The sequence below is a fragment of the Comamonas granuli NBRC 101663 genome, from assembly GCF_000739995.1.
Lineage (GTDB): Bacteria > Pseudomonadota > Gammaproteobacteria > Burkholderiales > Burkholderiaceae_C > Simplicispira > Simplicispira granuli.
Map to the genome: position 1 here is coordinate 1 of NZ_BBJX01000019.1, position 20268 is coordinate 20268.

17 protein-coding genes are annotated in these 20268 nt (G+C 71.0%); 1 reads left to right on the top strand and 16 read right to left on the bottom strand.

Translation table 11 applies throughout. The annotated features are described in order from the left end of the window. Positions 1 to 161: 161 nt before the first annotated feature. A complete protein-coding gene (locus CGR01S_RS14930; RefSeq protein WP_042429041.1) occupies positions 162 to 1664 on the bottom strand; it encodes a sigma-54 interaction domain-containing protein in 1503 nt (500 codons plus the stop codon). Positions 1665 to 1712: 48 nt separating this feature from the next. Here CGR01S_RS14930 and CGR01S_RS14935 point away from each other — a divergent pair, with 48 nt between their 5' ends. Then, positions 1713 to 2132 (top strand): RNA-binding S4 domain-containing protein, encoded by a 420-nt coding sequence (locus CGR01S_RS14935; RefSeq protein ID WP_042429044.1) that lies wholly within the window; start codon positions 1713 to 1715, stop codon positions 2130 to 2132. Positions 2133 to 2191: 59 nt separating this feature from the next. On the opposite strand, the gene CGR01S_RS14940 is transcribed toward CGR01S_RS14935, so the two are convergent. From CGR01S_RS14940 to CGR01S_RS15010, 15 genes are all read right to left on the bottom strand, one after another. Then, positions 2192 to 3376 (bottom strand): M20 aminoacylase family protein, encoded by a 1185-nt coding sequence (locus tag CGR01S_RS14940; protein WP_042429047.1) that lies wholly within the window; start codon positions 3374 to 3376, stop codon positions 2192 to 2194. Between the two features lie 117 nt (positions 3377 to 3493). Beyond that, entirely contained in the window at positions 3494 to 4807 is a 1314-nt protein-coding gene (fahA, locus tag CGR01S_RS14945) for a fumarylacetoacetase (protein ID WP_042429050.1), read from the bottom strand. Positions 4808 to 4874: 67 nt separating this feature from the next. After that, complete coding sequence (locus CGR01S_RS14950; RefSeq protein WP_042429053.1) at positions 4875 to 5684, bottom strand: cyclase family protein; 810 nt, start codon at positions 5682 to 5684, stop codon at positions 4875 to 4877. Between the two features lie 19 nt (positions 5685 to 5703). After that, a complete protein-coding gene (locus CGR01S_RS14955; RefSeq protein WP_042429056.1) occupies positions 5704 to 6741 on the bottom strand; it encodes an SMP-30/gluconolactonase/LRE family protein in 1038 nt (345 codons plus the stop codon). Positions 6742 to 6745: 4 nt separating this feature from the next. Next, positions 6746 to 8077: a TRAP transporter large permease gene (locus CGR01S_RS14960; RefSeq protein WP_042429059.1), complete on the bottom strand. Its 1332-nt coding sequence runs from the start codon at positions 8075 to 8077 to the stop codon at positions 6746 to 6748. Next, positions 8074 to 8649, bottom strand: coding sequence for a TRAP transporter small permease subunit (locus CGR01S_RS14965; protein ID WP_084690738.1), 576 nt, complete (start codon positions 8647 to 8649; stop codon positions 8074 to 8076). Before CGR01S_RS14965 ends, CGR01S_RS14960 begins: the two co-directional genes overlap by 4 nt. Positions 8650 to 8659: 10 nt before the next feature. Beyond that, entirely contained in the window at positions 8660 to 9733 is a 1074-nt protein-coding gene (locus CGR01S_RS14970; protein ID WP_042429062.1) for a C4-dicarboxylate TRAP transporter substrate-binding protein, read from the bottom strand. Further along, positions 9727 to 10428, bottom strand: coding sequence for a TetR/AcrR family transcriptional regulator (locus tag CGR01S_RS14975; protein ID WP_042429159.1), 702 nt, complete (start codon positions 10426 to 10428; stop codon positions 9727 to 9729). The genes CGR01S_RS14970 and CGR01S_RS14975 overlap by 7 nt, the downstream gene beginning before the upstream one ends. 100 nt (positions 10429 to 10528) lie before the next feature. Continuing rightward, positions 10529 to 12277 carry an ATP-binding protein gene (locus CGR01S_RS14980; protein ID WP_156967593.1) on the bottom strand — a complete coding sequence of 583 codons (1749 nt, stop codon included), beginning with the start codon at positions 12275 to 12277 and terminating at the stop codon, positions 10529 to 10531. Continuing rightward, complete coding sequence (locus CGR01S_RS14985; protein ID WP_042429068.1) at positions 12277 to 13932, bottom strand: 5-oxoprolinase subunit B/C family protein; 1656 nt, start codon at positions 13930 to 13932, stop codon at positions 12277 to 12279. Before CGR01S_RS14985 ends, CGR01S_RS14980 begins: the two co-directional genes overlap by 1 nt. After that, the gene (locus CGR01S_RS14990; protein WP_042429072.1) at positions 13929 to 14681 is read right to left on the bottom strand and encodes a LamB/YcsF family protein; all 753 of its coding nucleotides are present in this window, start codon (positions 14679 to 14681) and stop codon (positions 13929 to 13931) included. The genes CGR01S_RS14985 and CGR01S_RS14990 overlap by 4 nt, the downstream gene beginning before the upstream one ends. A 165-nt stretch (positions 14682 to 14846) precedes the next feature. Beyond that, the gene (locus CGR01S_RS14995; protein ID WP_042429162.1) at positions 14847 to 16553 is read right to left on the bottom strand and encodes an electron transfer flavoprotein-ubiquinone oxidoreductase; all 1707 of its coding nucleotides are present in this window, start codon (positions 16551 to 16553) and stop codon (positions 14847 to 14849) included. An 8-nt stretch (positions 16554 to 16561) separates the two neighbouring features. Further along, a complete protein-coding gene (pcaF, locus tag CGR01S_RS15000; protein ID WP_042429075.1) occupies positions 16562 to 17764 on the bottom strand; it encodes a 3-oxoadipyl-CoA thiolase in 1203 nt (400 codons plus the stop codon). 25 nt (positions 17765 to 17789) lie between these two features. Then, positions 17790 to 18926 carry an acyl-CoA dehydrogenase family protein gene (locus tag CGR01S_RS15005; RefSeq protein ID WP_042429078.1) on the bottom strand — a complete coding sequence of 379 codons (1137 nt, stop codon included), beginning with the start codon at positions 18924 to 18926 and terminating at the stop codon, positions 17790 to 17792. A gap of 10 nt (positions 18927 to 18936) precedes the next feature. Beyond that, entirely contained in the window at positions 18937 to 20145 is a 1209-nt protein-coding gene (locus CGR01S_RS15010; protein ID WP_042429081.1) for an acyl-CoA dehydrogenase family protein, read from the bottom strand. Between the last annotated feature and the right edge of the window lie 123 nt (positions 20146 to 20268).

Sequence of the window (20268 nt, forward strand, 5' to 3'; positions counted from 1 at the left end):
CGGGGTCTCGCAGGGGCAGGTGGCCGGGTAGTGCAGCATTCGTGCCAGCCCCCTGCCCTGGCGCGGCCACGGCCTGCGCGTGCTGCGGCGCGCCGGTGCGGGCGCCGCCCCTGTCCGCCGTTCAGCCAGACGCGCTGGCTGAATCGCAGACAGTTGTCTGCTTATTTGTCAGGGTTTTCCAGCCTGCCATAGAGCGTGGCGCGCGAGATGCCCAACTGGCGGGCCGTGGCCAGCTTGTTGCCGCCGTTGGCCGCGAGCGATGCGGCAATGGCCCGGCGCTCGAGCTCGGCCACCTGCACCGCCAGGGGGCGCAGCAACAGGTCGGGCGCTGGCGGGCCGCCGGCCAGGGCGGCCTGGTCCATGGGGGGGGCGGGCTCTTCGCCGGCCTCGCGCAGAATGGCGCGCAACTGCTCGGCGTTGATGGTCTGCGTGTCGCTGCGCATGGCTGCCTGCTCCAGCACGTTGCGCAGCTCGCGGATGTTGCCGCGCCAGGGCTGGGCGGCCAGCAGGGCCAGGGCCTCGGGCAGCAGCTCGGGCGGGGGCGTGCCGTTGCGCAGGGCCAGGTCCTCGCCCAGCACCTCGACCAGCGCCGGGATGTCGCTGGGCCGCTCGCGCAGCGGCGGCACGCGGATGGGCAGCACATGCAGGCGGTAGAACAGGTCTTCGCGAAAGCGCCCCTCGCGCACCATGTGCAGCAGGTCGCGGCTGGTGGCGGCGACCACGCGCACGTCAAAGGGCACGAGCTGGTTGCTGCCCAGCGGCTCGATCTCGCCCTCCTGCAGGGCGCGCAAGAGCTTGGCCTGCAGGCTGGCGGGCATGTCGCCGATTTCGTCCAGGAACAGGGTGCCGCCGTCGGCGAGCTTGAACTTGCCGTCGCGCCCCTTGCGGTCGGCGCCCGTGTAGGCGCCCGGGGCCACGCCGAAGAACTCGGCCTCCAGCAGGGTGTCGGGCACGGCGGCAATGTTCACGCCCACGAACGGGCCGTTGGCGCGGCTGGAGGCGGCGTGGATGGCATGCGCCAGCAGCTCCTTGCCCGTGCCCGTCTCGCCCAGCAGCAGCACCGGGCTGCTGGAGAGCGCCGCGCGCCGCGCCTGGCGCTTGACCTCGCCGGCGGCGGGGCTGGAGCCCACGAAGCTGGCAAAGGTGTACTTGCTGCGCCGGTCGCCCGCGCCGCGCAACTGCTGGCTGCGCTGCGCGGCCAGCTCGCGCCGGGCGTCGTCCAGGTCACGCTGCAGCAGGGCGAACTTGCTGATCAGCGGCTGCAGCGTGGTCTCCGGGTGGTCGAAGAACACGATGCCAATCGCCCCCATGACCGCGCCGGCCTCGTCGTACAGCGGAATGCGGCTGACCACGAAGGTGCCGGCCCGGTTGGTGAGCAGGTCGATGAGTTCGGGCTTGCCCGTCTCGAGCACGCGGCGCATCTGCGTGTTGGGGATGACCTCTTCGACCGTGCGGCCGACGAAGTCGTCCAGCGAGGCGATGCCCAGGTCGGGGAAGAAGCGCTGGTAGCCCTCGTTCACCCAGACGATGCGCCCGCTCAGATCCACCAGGAACATGCCCTGGCTGACGCTGGAGAAGAGCTGGAACATCGAGCGCGCCGCCAGTTCGAGGATGCCTTGCGCATCCAGCGGCAGTGTGGGGATGGAGGCGGTGGCGTCTGGCATGGATGGCGATGGTAGCGCCAGCGGCGCGCGCGCGGCACAATGCCGGCCATGACTCCGCCGGATTCCATGCGCATCGACAAATGGCTGTGGTGCGCACGCTTTTACAAGACGCGCACGCTCGCCGCCGAGGAGATCGGCAAGGGGCGCGTGGGCATCAATGGCCAGCCGGCCAAGCCCGCGCGCGAGGTGCGCCCCGGCGACACCGTGACCCTGCGCCAGGGCTCTGTGCAGCGCACCGTGGTGGTGCGCGCGCTCAGCGCCCAGCGCGGCCCGGCGCCGGTGGCCCAGCAGCTCTACGAGGAGACCGCCGATAGCCTGGCGGCACGCGCCCAGGCCCAGGAAATGCGCCGCCTGGCCCCCGAGCCGGCCGCTGCGCTGCCCGAAGGCCGGCCGACCAAGCGCGACCGCCGCCACATCGACCGCGCACGCGACTGGGGCAGCCGCTGGAGCGCCTCCATCGACGACTGAGCCTGCCCCTGGCGCGCGGGCGGCCCTGCCATGGCGGCTGCGCCGCCGGCCAGGCGCCATCAAGCCGCCAAGCGGGGCAGACGCGTGCGCGCCAGCTCGGCAAAGTAGCGCGCACCCACGGGCAGGATCTGGTCGTTGAAGTCGTAGCGCGCGTTGTGCAGCGGCACGCTGCCCGCCTCCGTGCCCGCGCCGTTGCCGAGGAACACGAAGGCGCCGGGAATGGCCTGCAGGAAGCGGCCGAAGTCTTCCGAGATCATCATGGGCGGGGTGGCGGCGTCCACGCGGTCGGCGCCCACCACGGCCTGCGCGGCGCGCACGGCCACGTCCACGCACTGCGGCCAGTTCACGGTGGGGGCGAATTCGTGCGTGTACTCCACGCTGCACTGCGCCCCGTGCGCGCCGGCGATGCCCTCGCACAGCGCACGCATGCGCGCCTGCAGCAGCGCCTGTACTTCGGGGGCGTAGCTGCGCGTGTCGCCCTTGATGAGCACCTCGGTGGGAATGGCGTTGCGGATGCCGTCGGTGATGAACTCGGTGCACGAGACCACGGCCGGCTGCTGCGGATCGAGCGCGCGCGCCACGATGGTCTGCAGCGCCAGCACGATTTCCGCGCCGATGACCAGCGGATCGACCGCCATGTGCGGCCGCGCGGCGTGGCCGCCGCGGCCGGTGATGCGGATGGCGAAGTTGTCCTCGCTCGCCATGATGCCGCCCGCGCGCGTGGCGATGTGGCCCGCAGGCATGCCCGGGATGTTGTGCAGGCCGTAGATCTCGTCCATGGGAAAGCGCTCGAGCAGGCCATCGGCCAGCATGGCGGATGCGCCCCGGCCGTGCTCCTCCGCGGGCTGGAAGATGAAGCGCACCGTGCCGTCGAAGTCGCGCCGCCGCGCCAGCAACTGCGCCGCGCCCAGCAGCATGGCCATGTGCCCGTCGTGGCCGCAGGCGTGCATGCAGCCCGCATGCTGCGAGGCCCAGGCCCGGCCGGGGGCGGCCTCGGCCAGGGCCAGGGCGTCCATGTCGGCGCGCAGGCCGATCACGCCCGCCCCCTGCCCCACCGTGAGGCTGGCCACCACGCCCGTGCCGCCGATGCCGCCGTGCACCTCCAGGCCCAGGGCCTGCAGCACCTGGGCCACCTGCCGGGCCGTGCGCTGCTCGTTGAACCCGGTTTCGGGGTAGCGGTGGAAGTCGTGGCGCCAGCGCACCCAGCCGTCTTCGAGGGCGGCTTCCTCCTGCGTCCATGTCATGGTTGCCTCTCCTGCTGTGGCATGCGCCGGCTCCTGGGGCTGGAGCGGGCGCGTCCGATGTGGTGTGGCGCAGCAGCGCTGCGTGCGTGCAGTATCCGGCGTGCGGCCCCGGCCGGGTCAGGCGCGCGCCGGCAGCACCGTGCCGCGGCACTCGCCCAGGCCGATGCGCACGGCCCCCGGCGCCTCGCACCAGCCGCGCAGGATGACGGTGTCGCCGTCCTGCAGAAAGCCGCGCTGCTCGCCGTGGCCCAGGTCCACCGGCTGCTGGCCGCCGTGCGCCAGCTCGATGAGCGCGCCGGCCTCGCCCGGGCCGGGGCCCGAGATGGTGCCGCTGCCCAGCAGGTCGCCCGCGTGCATGCTGCAGCCGCCGGCCGTGTGGTGGGCCAGCATTTGCGCCGGGCTCCAGTACTGGTGCCGGAAGCTCGTGCCCGACAGGCGCACCGGGCCGCGCCCGGCCTGCTGTGCCTGCGCACTGTGCAGCCACACCTCGACGCGGATGTCGAAGGCGCCGCGCGCACGCTGCGCGCCCAGCTCCAGGTAGGGCAGCGGCTGGGGGTGCTCGGCCGGGCGCGTCCAGGCGGTGCGAAAGGGCTCCAGGGCGTCGAGCGTGACGATCCAGGGCGAGACGGTGGTGGCGAAGTTCTTGGCGTGGAAAGGCCCGAGCGGCGCCATCTCCCAGGCCTGGAGGTCGCGCGCCGACCAGTCGTTGAGCAGGCAGGCGCCGAACAGGTGTTCCTCGGCCTGGGCGATGGCGATGGGCTCGCCCGCGGCATTGCCCGGCCCGACCCACCAGCCCAGCTCGCACTCGTAGTCCATGGCTGCGCAGGGGGCGAACACCGGCGCGCTCGCGCCGGGCGGCAGGCGCTGGCCCAGCGGGCGGGCAAAGCGCTGCCCGCTCACGCCCACGGTGGAGGCGCGCCCGTGGTAGGCCTGGGGCAGCCAGCGGAAGTTGGGCGTCACCTCGCCCTGGGGCAGCAGGATGCGGATGCAGTTCTGCGCGTGGTCCAGCGAGGTGTAGAAGTCGGTGTAGTCGCCGATCTGCGCCGGGAGCTGGTACTCCACCGCGTCCAGCGGGATGAGGCAGGCGCGCACCGCGGCCTCGAAGGGCGCGCCCTCGCGCAGCAAGCCGAACAGGGCGCGGCGCAGGCCGCGCCACACGGCGGGCCCGGCGGCCATGAAGCCGTTGAGCGTGGGCTCGGCGGCCAGGCGCAGCGCGGCGCGCGCCGCGCCGGTCACCGCGCCCGTGGTGGCCAGGGCAGCCAGGTCCAGCGCCTGGTCGCCAATGGCCACGGCGCCGCGAAAGGCCTCGCTGCTGCCCCGGCGGCGCAGCACGGCAAAGGGCAGGTTCTGCAGGGGGAAGTCGCAGCCCTCGGCCTGGGCGGCGGCCAGCCAGCTGCGGGCCTGCGGGTCGTGGGTATGGTCCAGTGGCATTTTTGCTCCTGTTTATATAGCTGGTTGCGCTTGACAGGTAAGCCCTGCAGCCCTTTTTTCCTGAAATTCAGCCGCCGGTGGCCGGCGCCTCCTCGTCGAAGATGGCGACGGCCCGCGTCCACCCGGCGGAGGCGCCGCGGATCTTGTGCGGGAAGCAGGAGATGGTGAAGCCGGTGGGCGGCAGCGCCTCCAGGTTGTGCAGCTTCTCCAGGTGGCAGTAGCCGATGTCGCGGCCCGCCTTGTGGCCCTCCCAGATCAGGCCGGCGTCGTGCGTCTGGGCGTACCTCTGCGCGGTGTGCACGAAGGGCGCGTCCCAGCTCCAGGCGTCGGTGCCGGTCAGGCGCACACCGCGCTCGAGCAGGTACATGGTGGCCTCGTAGCCCATGCCGCAGCCTGCGCTCACGTAGTCGCTGTGGCCGTAGCGGCTGCCCGCGCGCGTGTTGACGACCACGATCTCCAGGGGCTGCAGGGTGTGGCCGATGCGCGCGAGCTCGGCCTCGACGTCGGCGGCGGTGACCACGTAGCCGTCGGCCAGGTGGCGGAAGTCCAGCTTCACGCCGGGCTGGAAGCACCACTCCAGCGGCACCTCGTCGATGGTCCAGGCGGGCTTCTTGTCGCCCAGCGCCTTGTCCATGGTGCTGTGGAAGTGGTAGGGCGCGTCCAGGTGCGTGCCGTTGTGCGTGGAGAGCTGCACCATCTCCACGGCCCAGACCTCGCCGTCGGGCAGGTCCGACTGCTGCAGGCCCGGAAAGAACGGCGCCATCTGCTCGAAGGAGTTCTGGTGGTTGAAGTACTGGATCTTGGGCGCAAAGGCCGGCGGGTCGGAGATGACGTCGTTCTCCAGGTAGATCGACAGATCGACGAAACGGCGGGGCATGGGATGACTCCTTGGGGGTTCAGGTCCAGTGGACCATGGGCAGGCCGGCCAGCGGGGCGCGGAAATACGGGATGGTGCTGCCCATGAGGCTGCCCAGGTAGACGGTGCGCAGATCGGGCCCGCCGAAGGTCACGCTGGCCATCCAGGGCGCCAGCGTGCCGCGGGCCTGCAGCATGTCTTCGGCCGTGAGGCAGCCCAGGGCGAAGTGGTCGAGCAGCCGCTGCGTGGCAGCGCTGTTGCCGTCGTCGAGCAGCACCTGCTTGTCGCCCTGGGGCGTGAGCGCGATGAGCTGGTCCACCATGACCAGGGTGCACCACAGGTTGCCGTGGCTGTCGAAGGCAATGCCATCGGGAAAGCCGCCCAGGTGCGTGGGCCCGAAGACCTCGCGCTCGGTCAGGGCCACGCCCTGCGCGCTCTCGGCCAGGCGCATGCGCGTGATGTGCGGGCCCGTGGTCTCGACGATGTAGAGCCACTCTTCGCGCGCATCGAGGCGGATCTCGTTGGTGAAGTGAAAGCCGTCGGCGACCACGCGCAGGCCATGCGCGTCGAGCACGGCGATGTAGCCGTCGCACACGCGCGAGCTGGCCGCCTGCGTCCAGGGGTTGACGCGCGTGGAGACGGTGATCCAGATGCGGTCCTTGCGGTCGCGCAGCACGAAGTTGACCTTGCCGATGGGCTGGCCGTCGATGCGCTCGTGCAGCACGCGCGTGTGGCCGTCGCGGTCCATGAGCTCCAGGCAGTCGGTGCCGAAGTTGGCGATGAGGATGTCGCCATGGGCGGCAAAGGCCAGGCCGTTGGGCAGCGTGCCGGTGGTGTACTTGTGCTCCAGCGCCGCGCTGCTGGCGCCGCCCGCCTGGGCGAAGCGCGCATCGGCCCGCTGGCCGATGAAGCGCTGGCTGCCGTCGGCGGCGATGCGCACCACGCCGCCGCGCGCATCGGCCGACCACAGCGTGCCGTCGGGCTCGGCCAGGATGCACTCGGGGCGCTGCAGGTCGTGGCCTATGGTGCGGATCTGCGCGCGGTCCACGGTGAAGCCGGACAGGGGGTTGGAATGCATGGCGTCAGCCTCCGGGGGTTCTGAGCAGCACCAGGCTGAGCTGCGGCACGAAGATGAGCAGCAGCAGCACGGCCAGCATCATGACGGTGAAGGGCATGGTGCCGCGGAAGATGTCGCCCAGCGTGATGCGCGGGTCCTGCAGGGTGCTCTTGATCACGTACACCGACAGGCCGAAGGGCGGCGTGAGCAGGCCGATCTCCACCGCCACCACGGTGACCACGCCGAACCAGATCAGGTTCATGCCGAACTGCTCGGCAATCGGCAGCATGAGCGGCAGCACGATGAGCAGGATGGACGAGGAGTCGATGATCATGCCCAGAACGATGATGAAGGCGATGTAGACCAGCAGAAAGCCCGTCGGCCCCAGGCCCAGCTGCGTCAGGGACTCCACCAGGAACTGCGGCATGCCCGACATGGCCAGCATGCGCGTGTAGATGGTCGCGCAGATGATGAGAAAGCTCACCGACACGGTGACATGGCCGGTCTCGGTCAGCACGCTCCACAGCGACCGCAGGTCGAGCTTGCGCCGCACCAGGGCGATGGCCAGCGCGATCGCCGCGCCCGTGGCCCCGGCCTCGGTGGCCGTGAAAAAGCCCGCATACAGCCCGCCCAGCACTGCGGCGATGAGCAGCACGCTGGGCAGCAGCTTGAGCACGAGCGTGCCCCAGGGCAGCAACTGCGCCTGCGTCACCGGCTGCGCCTGGCCGCCCAGGTACACCGTGTGCGGCCACAGCGTGGCCATGCACACGATGCCGATGGAATACGCCAGCGCCAGCACCAGGCCGGGCACGATGCCGGCGGTGAACAGGTCGCCCACCGACTGGTTGGCCAGGAAGCCGTACAGAATCATCAGCAGGCTGGGCGGGATGAGCATGCCCAGCACCGAGGAGCCCGCCACCACGCCCGCGGCAAAGCGCGGCTGGTAGCCAAAGCGCAGCATCTCGGGCACGGCCACGCGCGTGAACACGGCTGCCGAGGCGATGGAGATGCCCGTGATGGCCGCGAACACCGCGTTCGAGGCCACCGTGGCAATGCCCAGCCCGCCGCGCACGCGGCGCAGGAGCTGGTGCGCGACCTCGAAGGCGTCCTTGCCCACGTCGGCGCGCGCCACCAGAAAGCCCGTGAGCACGAACAGCGGCACCACGCCGAAGATGTGGCTGGCAATGGCGTCCTGGCTGGCCTGGGCCAGCAGGCTGGCGGCCACGCCCATGTCGCCGCGGATCAGCCACACGCCCACGAAGGACACCACGCCCAGCACCACGGCCACGTGCATGCCCGCCCAGATCAGGGCCAGCATCAGCAGCAGCGACAGGCTGGCGACCAGGATGGCGCTCATGCGGTCCTCCTGCGCAGCGCCTGCAGGCGGCGCAGGTCCAGCCAGGCGAGCAACACGAAGGTGAGGAGCGTGACCACCATGCCCACCAGCATGATCAGGCGCACCGGCCACACGGGCGCGGTGAAGTCGCCCAAAGCGCCCACGTATTCCTGGATGCGGATGGATTCCACCAGCGGCTCCCACGCCGCCCACAGGATCACGGCCATGAGCAGCGCGCCCGCCAGGTGGTAGAGCGCCTGCAGGAGCGCCGCCAGCCAGGGCGTGGTGCGCTTGAGCCGGTCGAGCAGCACGTCGGCGCGCGTCATGCGCCCGGCCGCCAGGGTGTCGGCCAACTGCAGGAAGACGATGCCCACGATGGACAGCGACACCAGCTCGGTGACGCCGCGCACGGGGTGGTTGAACAGCTCGCGGCCCAGCACGTCGGTGTTGATGAGCAGCATGAGCGCCACGATCCACAGCGTGCCCAGGGCGTTGAGCGCCTGCGTCAGGCGCGCAAAGCCGCCGGGCAGCGGCAGGCGATAGGAGTCCGGGGGCGCCGCGCCAGGCGCCATGGGCGGGGTGGGTGCCGACATGGGTGCGCGCTTACCGGGCCGCCCAGTCGCGCGCCGGCTGCGCGCCGGCCTTCCTGAGCCCGTTCATGAAGCCATGCAGCACCTGGTCGCCCGGCAGTCCCTTGGCCTGCAGGTCGGCGGCCCAGGTCTTGGCGATGGGCGGCAGCGTGTCGGCCCAGCGCGTGCGCTCGGCAGGGCTCAGCTCGCTGACCTTGGCGCCGGCCTCCTCCATCTTCTTGAGCAGCCCGGCGGCGGCGGCGGACTGCGCGGCGGCAAAGCGCTGGCTGTACTCGGCGCCCACTTCGCGCATCACCTTCTGCACCTCGGGCGGCAGCTTGTCGAAGCGCGCCCTGTTGATGGCCAGCCCCCCCGCGTACTGCGCGCCGAAGTTGACCTTGGTGACGTAGGGCGCGACCTCGTGCACCTTGGCGCCCCAGGCGCCCGTGGCAAAGGTGATGACGCCGTTGGACACGCCGGACTTGATGTCCTCGTAGTAGGTGTTGAGGTTGCCCGCCACGGCGACGGCGCCCGTGTCCCGGATCCAGTTGGCCGCGGGGCCGGGGGCGGTGATCTTCTTGCCCTTGAGGTCGTCCACCGACTTGAGGGGGAAGCTCGTCCAGATGTGGTAGGCGTCGAGCGCCGCGCCGCCCAGGTACACCAGGCCGCTCTTGCTCCAGGCCTGGCCCATGGCGGGAATGCTGGTCTGCATCTCGTTGACCACGCGCGTGACGGCGCCGATGTCGTCGGTGCCGAAGGGCGCGTAGTAGCTCACGTTCTGCGTGGGGAACTTGGCGGCCTCGAAGATGGTGCTCACGAAGCCCAGGTCGGCCACGCCGTCGCCGATGCCCTTGGACTCGGCGCCCAGCTTGATCAGGGTGCCGCCCCAGGCGCGCGTCCATTCGACCTTGTGCTTGCCGCCGGCCGCAGCCAGGCGCTTGTCCACCTCGGGGATGAAGAACTCGTCGACCAGCTTGACCCACAGGAACACCGGCGGGTGCCCGGCCGCAGCCGTGAGGCGGATGGTCTGCTGCGCGTGGGCGGGCGCAAGGGCCCCGGCAGCGGCCAGCAGCGCGGCGCTGGCGATCAGGCGGCGGGTCATCAACATGGTGCGATCTCCTGTAAGGGTGAGGGGGTGGGCGGCAGCACGGCCTGGATGCCGGCGGTGATGAAGTCGATGAGCAGCGGCTCGGCCGCGGCCTCGTTGGGCTGGTTCTGTCCCTGCGAGAGGCGCTCGACGCGGTAGTCCACCAGGTGGTGCAGCAAGGCGCCCATGGCGAACTGGTAGGCCCAGGCGGCGCGCGCGCGCGGCCAGTGCGGGTGCAACTGGTGCAGGGCGTCGATGAAGGCGTGCGCCATGGGGTCGAACATCTCGGCGAGCACGCGGTCGGTGTCGGGCGTGCGGTAGGCCAGCTCGCGCGCCACGAGCATGGCGTAGTACTCGCCCTCGCCGCTCGCGCGCAGCGCCAGCACCGGCGCCACAAAGGCCTGCACCACGCGGCGCAGCGGGGGCGGGGCACTGCCCGCCAGGGCCTCGTGCAGCAGCGCCAGGCGCTGCTCGATGGTCGGGCGCCAGTGCGCGAAGATGGCGTGGAACAGCTCGTGCTTGGCGCCGTAGTAGTAGCCCACCAGGGCCAGCGGCACGCCGGCTTCGGCGGCGATCTGGCGAATGGACACGGCGTGGTAGCCATGCTGGGCAAACAGCCTCTCCGCCGCCAGCAGAATGGCGGCCTTGCGGTCCGGGCGCGCGCCATCGTCCTGCGCGGCAGGAGCGTGGGCGGGGCGGACCAGGGCGGCAGGCATGGGCGCATTGAACAGTTGTTCAATAGCCTTGTACAAGCGTACAAACCCTAGGGCGGTGCGGTACGCGTCCCTGCGGTGGCGCGCCCCCTGGAGCCGCTGCTCAGCGCACGCGCGCCAGCAATTGCCCCGCGGCCAGCGGCGCGCCCGCATCCACCAGGCACTCCAAGGTGCCGGCCTGCGGCGTCGTGACGGTGGTTTCCATCTTCATGGCCTCCAGCACGGCGACGGCCTCGCCCGCCTGCACGGCATCGCCGCTGCGGCGGCGCCAGGCGACCAGGCTGCCCGCCAGCGGGGCGCGCAGCTCGCCAGCCCCCGGGCCCGTATCCGCCGCTGCCCGCGCGGGGGCCGCTGCGGCGCCCGGCGGTGCAGCCGCCGCGCAGGGCAGCGCCTGCCACAGCGGCGCCGGCAGGCCCAGGCGCACGCGCTTGCCGTCCAGCTCCACATCGAAGCGCCGCAGGGGCGCGGCGTCCTCAGGGCCGGGGCGCGCGGCGCTGTCCAAGCGCGCGACCATTTCGGTTTCTATCCAGCGCGTGTGCACGGCCAGCGGCCCATCCTGCGCAGTGAAGGCCGCGTCCTGCAGCAGCGCGCGGTGAAACGGCAGCACCGTGGCCACGCCCTCGACCTGGCACTCGGCCAGCGCGCGGCGCGCGCGCGCCAGGGCCTGCGCGCGCGTGGCGCCGGTGACGATGACCTTGGCCAGCAGCGAATCGAACGCGCCGGGCACGCTGCTGCCTGCGGCCACGCCGCTGTCGACGCGCACGCCGGGGCCGCTGGGCCACACCAGCTGCGTGATGCGCCCGGGCGTGGGCAGGTAGCCGCGCCCCGGGTCTTCGGCGTTGATGCGGAACTCGATGCTGTGGCCGCGCACGGGCGGCGTGTCGGTGAACGGCAGCGCCAGGCCATCGGCCATGCGCAGTTGCTCCAGCACCAGGTCCACGCCGCTGGTCTCCTCCGTGACCGGGTGCTCCACCTGCAGCCGGGTGTTCACCTCCAGAAACGACAGCTGCCCGCTGCGGCCGAGCAAGAACTCCACCGTGCCCGCGCCCACGTAGCCGGCGGCGGCGCAGATGTCGCGTGCCGCCTGGTGGATGCGGGCGCGCTGCGCCTCGCTCAGGAACGGCGCGGGCGCTTCTTCCACCAGCTTCTGGTGGCGCCGCTGCAGCGAGCAGTCGCGCGTGCCCAGCACCACCACCTGGCCCTGCCGGTCGGCCAGGACTTGCGCCTCGATGTGGCGCGGCCGGTCCAGGTATTGCTCCACATAGCATTCCCCGCGCCCGAACGCGGCCTGCGCCTCGCGCACGGCCGAGGCGTACAGCTCCTCCACCTCGTCCAGGTGCCAGGCCACCTTCAGCCCGCGCCCGCCGCCGCCATGGGCCGCCTTGATGGCCACGGGCAGGCCATGCCGGCGCGCAAAGGCCCGCACCTCGTCCACCCCCTGCACCGGGCCGGGCGTGCCCGCCACCAGGGGCGCACCCACCTGCAGCGCCACACGCCGCGCCGCCACCTTGTCCCCCAGGGCGGCCATGGCGGCAGGCGGCGGGCCGATCCAGACCAGGCCGGCATCGAGCACCGCCTGGGCAAAGTCGGCGCGCTCGGACAAAAAGCCGTAGCCCGGGTGCACGGCATCGGCACCGCTGCGCCGCGCGATGTGCAGCAGCTTGGCCATGTCCAGGTAGCTGTCTGCGGGGCGCTCGCCCTCCAGCGCCCAGGCCTCGTCGGCGGCCTGCACGTGCAGGGCCTGGGCGTCGGGGTCGGCGTAGACGGCCACGCTGTGCACGCCGTAGTCGCGGCAGGCGCGGGCGATGCGCACCGCCACCTCCCCGCGGTTGGCAATCAAGACCTTGCTGATCATGGGAACACCTCCTCCCAATAGGGCGCGATGACGCGAAAGCGCAGGCGCGCGCCCACCGGTATCTGCGCCGCCAGGCCCAGGTGGTGGCGGGCGACGGCGCCGATGACGGGGTAGCCGCCGGTGAGCGGGTGGTCGGCCAGGAACAGCACGGGCTGGCCGCTGGCGGGCACCTGGAGGGCGCCGGTGACGGTGCCCTCGCTCGGCAGCTCGTCCGTGCGGCAGCGCGGCAGGGGCTGGGCGCCCGCCAGGCGCAGGCCCACGCGGTTCGATTGCGCGGTGACCTGCCAGGGCTGCCCGGTGAGCAGCGCCAGGGCCTCGGGGGCGAACCAGTCGGTGCGCGGGCCCAGCAGCACATCGAGGGTGACGGTCTCGCCAGCGCGCGGCAGGGGCGCCGGCTCCGGCACCCCGGGCTGCACGGCCTGCAGTTGCCCGGCCGGCACGGCCTGCCCCACGGCCAGCCGCTGCCCGGCCTGCAGCGCAGGCGGACCGAGATGCGCCAGCGTGTCGGTGGCGCAACTGCCCAGCACCGGCTCCACCTGCCAGCCACCGCGCACGGCCACATAGCAGCGCACGCCGCTGGCGGGGGCGCCCAGGTGCAGGGTGTCGCCGTCGTCCAGCGCCACGCAGCCCTGGCCGGGCAGCGGCCAGGCGCGGCCCGCGGCATCGTGCAGCGTGAGGGGCGCCGGCGCGCCGCTGACGGCCAGCGTGGCGCGGCCGTGGCAGCGCAGTTGCAGGCCGCCCAGCAGGTTCTCCAGCACCGGCGCGCCGGCGGGGTTGCCCACCCGGCGGTTGGCCTGGCGCATGGCGGGCAGGTCCAGCGCGCCCGAGGCGGACACCCCCATGGCCGCCATGCCGTGGCGCCCGCCATCCTGCACCAGGGTTTGCAACCCGGGAGCTACGATTTCAATAGCTGCCTGCGCTTTATCCACGGGCGCTGGAGGCGTTTTTTGCTTCAAATCCGTGCGGGGCGGTCCGGGGTGCACGCGCGCCGCCCCGGCATCGCGGAACTGCACGCGAAAGCCCGGCTGCACATAGGCGGGCTCGGGGCGCTGCAAGTCCCACAGGGGCAGTTCGGTCACGCCAATGAGCTGCCAGCCGCCCGGGCTGGCCGCAGGGTAGACGGCGCTGAACGCGCCCGCCAGCGCCACTGCGCCCGCGGGCACGCGCGTGCGCGGCGTGCTGCGGCGCGGCAAGTCAAAGCTGGGGTGCCCCCCGGTCAGGTAGACAAACCCCGGCGCAAACCCGGCAAACGCGGCCTGCCAGGGCTGGCCGGTGTGCCGGGCAATCACTTCGGCCACGCTCACGCCCATAAGCTCGGCCACCTCGGGCAGGTCTGCGCCGGTGTAGTGCACCGGTATTTCCACCAGGCGGCCTGCCGCCTCGGGGTGGGCGGCCTGCGGCGCTTGCATCTGCACGGCGCAGGCATGCAGCTGCGCGGCCAGGGCGTGCGGCGCCACGGCCGTCGCGTCGAACTCCACCAGCAGGGTGCGCGCCGCAGGCACCACCGCGCGCACGCCCGGCAGGCTCTGGGCCTGCAGCCAGCGGTGCAGGGCCAGGGTGTGGGCCAGGTCGGGCAGCTCGGCGAGCAGGGCCTCGCTGCCCGCGGGCCGCACGCGCAGCAGGGGGCTGGGCAGCGCCGTGGCGGGCGTCATGCCGTGAACGCCCGCAGCACCACGCCCGCCTGCACGAGCCGCTGGCGCAGGCGCCGCGCCATCTCCACCGCGCCGGGGCTGTCGCCGTGCACGCAGATGGAATCGGCCTGCACGCGCACGCTGCGGCCGGTGATGGAGGGGATGGCACCCGTCTGCACCCAGCCGAGCATGCGCTGAGCCACGGCGTCGGCGTCGTGCAGCACGGCGCCGGGCAGGTGGCGCGGCACCAGCGTGCCGTCGTCGTGGTACGCGCGGTCAGCAAAGGCCTCGGCCACCACGGCGAGGCCGCGCTCGCGCGCGCGTGCGATGAGCGGCGAGCCCGCCAGCGCCAGCAGCGTGAGGCCGGGGTCCACGGCCAGCATGGCTGCGATCACGTCGTTGCCCTGGCGCTCGTCGTGCGCGATGGTGTTGTACAGCGCGCCGTGCGGCTTGACGTAGCGCACCCGCGTGCCCGCGGCCTGGGCCAGGCCTTGCAGCGCGCCGATCTGGTAGACCACATCGGCCACCAGCTCGGCGCTGGACGGCTGCATGGGGCGCCGCCCAAAGCCCACCAGGTCGGGGTAGGAGACATGCGCGCCCACGGCCACGCCGTGCGCGGCGGCGCCGCGCAGGGTCTGCAGAATGCCCGCGGGATCGCCCGCGTGGAAGCCGCAGGCCACGTTGGCGCTGGTGACGATGGCCAGCATGGCCGCGTCGTCGCCCATGCGCCAGGCCCCGTAGCCCTCGCCCAGATCGCTGTTGAGATCCATGGATGTCCCCCTCACCAAACCGGCCGGCGCGCCGGCGCCTGCACTGCTGCGCCACTATGCCAGCATCGCCGCCGCCCCGGCCCTGGGCGCCTGCGCCACTGCAGCATCAAAACCGGCGCTCCCCCTTGCGGGGCGAGCGCCGGCAGCTCTGTATTCAGGAGCGGCTCACATGCCCGAATAGTTCGGCCCGCCGCCGCCCTCGGGCGTGACCCAGACGATGTTCTGCGTCGGGTCCTTGATGTCGCAGGTCTTGCAGTGCACGCAGTTCTGCGCGTTGATCTGCAGGCGCTGGTCGCCGCCTTCGCCCACGAACTCGTACACCCCGGCCGGGCAGTAGCGGCTCTCGGGGCCGGCGTACTGCGCCAGGTTGATCCGCACCGGCACGCTGGCGTCCTTGAGCGTGAGGTGCGCCGGCTGGTTCTCCTCGTGGTTGGTGTTGCTGATGAACACGCTGGAGAGCCGGTCGAAGGTCAGCTTGCCGTCGGGCTTGGGGTAGTCGATGGGCTGGCACTGGCTGGCGGGCTTCAAGTACTCGTGGTCGGCCTTGTCGCGGTGCAGCGTCCAGGGCATGTGGCCGCGCAGCACGAATTGCTCGAAGCCGTTCATCAGCGTGCCCACGCTCAAACCGTACTTGAACCAGTTCTTGAAGTTGCGGTCCTTGTTGAGCTCGGTGTAGAGCCAGCTTTGCTCGAAGGCCTGGGGGTAGGCGCTGAGTTCATCGTGCTGGCGCCCGGCGGTGACGGCCTCGTACGCCGCCTCGGCCGCGAGCATGCCGGTCTTGATGGCGGCGTGGCTGCCCTTGATGCGGCTCACATTGAGGTAGCCCGCGTCGCAGCCGATGAGCGCGCCGCCCGGGAACACGGTCTTGGGCAGGGAGTTGAGGCCGCTGGCGTTGATGGCGCGCGCGCCATACGACAGGCGCTTGGCGGTGATTTCACCTTTATCGTTCTCGAAGTACCAGCGGATGTTGGGGTGGGTCTTCCAGCGCTGGAATTCCTCGAAGGGGCTCAGGTAGGGGTTGGTGTAGCCCAGGCCGGTGACGAAGCCCACGGCGACCTTGTTGCCCTCCAGGTGGTAGAGGAAGGCGCCGCCGTAGGTGTCGTTCTCCATGGGCCAGCCGGCGGTGTGCATGACGAAACCGGGCTGGTGCTTGGCGGGGTCGATCTCCCACAGCTCCTTGATGCCGATGCCGAAGCTCTGCGGGTCGCGCCCGGCGTCGAGCTGGTATTGGGCGATGAGCTGCTTGCCCAGGTGGCCGCGTGCGCCTTCGGCGAAGATGGTGTACTTGCCCAGAAGCTCCATGCCGAGCTGGAAGTTCTCGGTGGGCTCGCCGTCCTTGCCCAGGCCCATGTTGCCGGTGGCCACGCCCCGTACCGCAGGCACGCCCCCGTTGTCGGCGCCGTCTGTGTAGAGCACTTCGGCGGCGGCAAAGCCGGGGAAGATCTCCACGCCCAGGCTTTCCGCCTGCTCGGCCAGCCATTGGGTGACGGCGCCCAGGCTGACGATGTAGTTGCCGTGGTTGTGCGCAAACGGCGGCAGGAACATGTTGGGCACGCGAAAGGCCGAGCGCTCGCTCAGGAAGCTGTAGGCGTCGTCCGTGACCGGCTGGTTCAGGGGGGCACCCTTTTCCTTCCAGTCGGGGATGAGTTCGGTGAGCGCCTTGGGGTCCATGATGGCGCCCGAGAGGATGTGCGCGCCCGGCGTCGAGCCCTTCTCCAGCACCACGACGGAGATGTCCTGGCCTTTGTCTGCAGCCAGTTGCTTGAGGCGGATGGCCGTGGCCAGGCCCCCGGGGCCGCCGCCGACGATCACCACGTCGTATTCCATGGATTCGCGGGGACCGAACTGGGCGAGGATTTCTTCGTTTGTCATGGCGCTGCTCACACCCGCTCCAGGATGACGGCAATGCCCTGCCCCACGCCGATGCACATGGTGCACAGCGCGTAGCGCCCGCCCGTGGCGTGCAGGCGGTTGACCGCCGTGGTCGCCAGGCGCGCGCCCGAGGCTCCCAGCGGGTGGCCCAGCGCGATGGCGCCGCCCCAGGCGTTGACGCGTTCGTCGTCGTCCTTCAGGCCCAAGAGGCGCAGCACCGCCAGGCCCTGCGCGGCGAAGGCTTCGTTGAGTTCGATGACGTCGATCTGCTCCAGGCTCAGGCCGGTGAGCGCCAGCACTTTCTGCGTGGCCGGCGCCGGGCCTATGCCCATGATGCGCGGGGCCACACCGGCCGTGGCCATGCCGACGATGCGCGCCTTCGGCACCAAGCCGTTCTGGGCGGCGCTGGCTTCGCTCGCCAGCAGCAGGGCGCAGGCGCCGTCGTTCACGCCCGAGGCGTTGCCGGCGGTGACGCTGCCGTCCGGGCGCACGACGCCCTTGAGCTTGGCCAGGGCTTCGAGGCTGGTCTCGCGCGGGTGTTCGTCCTGGCTGACGACGATGGCGTCACCCTTCTTCTGGGGGATGGTGACGGGGGTGATTTCACGGGCCAGGTGGCCGGCCTTCTGTGCGGCGACGGCCTTGAGCTGGCTGGACAGGGCCATGCGGTCCTGGGCTTCGCGTTCGATCTTGTATTCGACGGCGACGTTCTCGGCGGTCTCGGGCATGGAGTCCACGCCGTACTTTTCCTTCATCCGCTGGTTGATGAAGCGCCAGCCGATGGTCGTGTCATACACGGCGTTGGCGCGCGAGAAGGCGGATTCCGCCTTGGGCATGACGAAGGGGGCGCGGCTCATGCTTTCCACGCCGCCGGCGATCATGAGGCCGGCTTCGCCGGCCTTGATGGCGCGCGCGGCCGTGCCCACGGCGTCCAGGCCCGAGCCGCACAGGCGGTTGATGGTGGCGCCGGGCACTTCCAGCGGCAGGCCCGCGAGCAGGCTGGCCATGTGGGCGACATTGCGGTTGTCTTCGCCCGCCTGGTTGGCGCAGCCGTAGAGCACGTCGGTGATGCCCTCCCAATCGACATGGGGGTTGCGCGCCATGAGGGCGCGCAGGGGGATGGCGGCGAGGTCGTCGGTGCGCACGCTGGAGAGCGCGCCGCCGTAGCGGCCGATGGGGGTGCGGATGGCGTCGCAGATGAAGGCTGGGGTCATGGTGTCTCCTTGGATGCTATGGGTGTCAATGCGCGCGCCCCAGCGCGATGAAGCGCGCCAGGTGGTGGTCCTCGTCGCCGAACTGGTGGTCCACCATGACCAATCGCTTGGCGTAGTGCGACAGGGGCAGTTCCCAGGTCATGCCGATGCCGCCGTGCAACTGGATGCTCTCCTCGGCCACCAGGGCGCCGATGCGGCCGATGGTGACCTTGGCGGCCGACAGCGCGCGTTCGCGCTCGGTGCGGTCCGTGCTGTCGATGGCCGCCGCCGCGTTGATGACCGCCGAGCGCGCCTGCTCCACTTCCAGCAGCAGGTCGGCCATGCGGTGCTGCAGGGCCTGGAAGCTCCCGATCGGCACGCCGAACTGCTTGCGCGTCTGCAGGTATTCGAGCGTGTTCGCCTTGGCCACCTCCATGGCACCCAGGGCCTCGGCGCACACGGCCAGGATGCCCCAGCCCACCGCACGCTCCAGCGTGGCGAAGCCCTGGCCTTCCGCGCCCAGCAGGGCCTCCGGGCCCACCTGCACGTTGTTCAGGGTGATCTCGGCGGCATGGCCGCCGTCGATGCGGCCATAGCCCCGGCGCGTCAGGCGCGCGCCATCGCCGGGCACGAGGAACAGCGAGATGCCCTCCTCGCTGTCCACCCCGCCCGAGGTGCGGGCCGACACCAGCAGCAATTGCGCCTGATCACCCTGCACCACCACGGCCTTCTGGCCCGTGAGCAGCCAGCCATCGCCATTGCGCACGGCGCGGGTCTCCACGCGCGAGAGCGCATAGTGCGATCCGGGTTCATCGTGCGCCAGCGCGGCCACGGTGCTGCCGTCGATCAGGCCGGCGATGCGCTCCTTCTGCGCGGCGGTGCCCGCAGCACCCAGCGCCCGGCCCACCACCAGCGCGCCCAGGAAGGGCTCGACCACCAGGCCGCGGCCCAGGGCCTCGAAAACGACCGCGATGTCAAAGCCCGCGCCGCCAAAGCCGCCATCGGCTTCAGGGAACAGCGCGCCAATGGCGCCCAGCTCGGCGAACTGCGCCCACAGCGCGGCGTCCATGCCGGTGTCGCCGTAGGCGACGCGGTTGCGGGTTTCGATGCCGACCTGTTCGGCCACGAAGCGGTTCAGGGTGTCCGCCAGCATGCGGCGGTCTTCGGTGTGTTCAAAGTTCATCGCGGCAACCTCACAGGCCCAAGATCATTTTCGAAATGATGTTCTTCTGGATTTCATTGGAGCCGCCGAAGATCGACAGCTTGCGGTAGTTGAAGTAGTTGGCCGCGGCCGTGGCGGCCTCCTTGGGGCCCACGGGCGCTTCCGTATAGCCGGCGTACTGCGCTTCCTCGATGAAAGGCAGCGCATAGGGGCCCATGGCGCGGCGGATCAGCGAGAGGATTTCCTGGCGGATCTCGGTGCCGCGGATCTTCAGCATGGAGCTTTCCGCGCCCGGCACGCCGCCACCGGCCACGGCGGCGATCACGCGCAGGTTGGTGGTCTTCATGTTCTCCAGGTCGATCTCGACCTGGGCCATGCGCGCGGCGAACAGCGGGTCCTGGTCCAGCGGCTTGCCGTTCTTGTGCACCTTGGCAGCGATCACCTTGAGCTTGGCCAGTGCCGCCACGCAGAAGCCCACGCCGGCGATGCCGGTGCGCTCGTAGGTCAGCAGGTACTTGGCGTAGGTCCAGCCCTTGTTCTCCTCGCCCACGAGGTTCTCCACGGGCACCTTCACGTCGGTGAAGAACACCTCGTTGACTTCCTGGTCGCCGTCCAGCGTGCGGATGGGGCGCAGCTCCACGCCAGGCGTCGTCATGTCCACCAGCAGGAAGCTGATGCCCGACTGCGCCTTGGCCTCGCGGTCGGTGCGCACCAGGCAGAAGATCATGTTGGCGTGCTGACCCTGGGTGGTCCAGGTCTTCTGGCCGTTGACGATGTAGTGGTCGCCCGTTGCGTCCGTGACTCGCACCGCCGTCGTCTTGACCGAGGCCAGGTCCGAGCCCGCGCCGGGCTCGGAATAGCCCTGGCACCACCAGTCCTCACCACTCAGGATGCGCGGCAGCCAGTATTGCTTCTGCGCTTCGTTTCCGAACTTGATGAGCACCGGGCCCAGCATGTTCACGCCGAAGGGCACGATGCGCGGGCCGCCGGCCAGCGCGCACTCGGTGTCGAAGATGAATTTCTGCACGGCACCCCAGCCCGGGCCGCCGTATTCCTGGGGCCAGTGGTTGGCGAGCCAGCCGCGTTCGTTGAGGATGGCGTGCCATTCCTCCTGATCGGCTTTGGACAGGCGTTGCCCGGCCTTGACCTTGTCGGAAATGCGCTTGGGCAGCTTGTCTTTCAGGAAGGCCTGGACTTCCTCGCGGAAGGCCTGCTCTTCGGGGGTGAATTGGAGATCCATGCGTGGGTGCCTCGTGTCAATGCTTGATTTTTGATAGCTGCTTGCGCTTGATTTCATTGGGTTTCAGCCTCTTTTCATGCTGAAACCCCTGTCAATCAAGCGCCGCCAGCTCCTGTTTTTGAA

Coding starts and splice junctions, on each gene's coding strand:
- CGR01S_RS14995 (WP_042429162.1), bottom strand. CDS start 16,553: ATGACAAACGAAGAAATCCTCGCCCAGTTCGGTCCCCGCGAATCCATG.
- CGR01S_RS14965 (WP_084690738.1), bottom strand. CDS start 8,649: ATGTCGGCACCCACCCCGCCCATGGCGCCTGGCGCGGCGCCCCCGGAC.
- CGR01S_RS14985 (WP_042429068.1), bottom strand. CDS start 13,932: ATGACGCCCGCCACGGCGCTGCCCAGCCCCCTGCTGCGCGTGCGGCCC.
- CGR01S_RS14930 (WP_042429041.1), bottom strand. CDS start 1,664: ATGCCAGACGCCACCGCCTCCATCCCCACACTGCCGCTGGATGCGCAA.
- CGR01S_RS14990 (WP_042429072.1), bottom strand. CDS start 14,681: ATGGATCTCAACAGCGATCTGGGCGAGGGCTACGGGGCCTGGCGCATG.
- pcaF (WP_042429075.1), bottom strand. CDS start 17,764: ATGACCCCAGCCTTCATCTGCGACGCCATCCGCACCCCCATCGGCCGC.
- CGR01S_RS14935 (WP_042429044.1), top strand. CDS start 1,713: ATGACTCCGCCGGATTCCATGCGCATCGACAAATGGCTGTGGTGCGCA.
- CGR01S_RS14940 (WP_042429047.1), bottom strand. CDS start 3,376: ATGACATGGACGCAGGAGGAAGCCGCCCTCGAAGACGGCTGGGTGCGC.
- CGR01S_RS15005 (WP_042429078.1), bottom strand. CDS start 18,926: ATGAACTTTGAACACACCGAAGACCGCCGCATGCTGGCGGACACCCTG.
- fahA (WP_042429050.1), bottom strand. CDS start 4,807: ATGCCACTGGACCATACCCACGACCCGCAGGCCCGCAGCTGGCTGGCC.
- CGR01S_RS14955 (WP_042429056.1), bottom strand. CDS start 6,741: ATGCATTCCAACCCCCTGTCCGGCTTCACCGTGGACCGCGCGCAGATC.
- CGR01S_RS14975 (WP_042429159.1), bottom strand. CDS start 10,428: ATGCCTGCCGCCCTGGTCCGCCCCGCCCACGCTCCTGCCGCGCAGGAC.
- CGR01S_RS15010 (WP_042429081.1), bottom strand. CDS start 20,145: ATGGATCTCCAATTCACCCCCGAAGAGCAGGCCTTCCGCGAGGAAGTC.
- CGR01S_RS14970 (WP_042429062.1), bottom strand. CDS start 9,733: ATGTTGATGACCCGCCGCCTGATCGCCAGCGCCGCGCTGCTGGCCGCT.
- CGR01S_RS14960 (WP_042429059.1), bottom strand. CDS start 8,077: ATGAGCGCCATCCTGGTCGCCAGCCTGTCGCTGCTGCTGATGCTGGCC.
- CGR01S_RS14950 (WP_042429053.1), bottom strand. CDS start 5,684: ATGCCCCGCCGTTTCGTCGATCTGTCGATCTACCTGGAGAACGACGTC.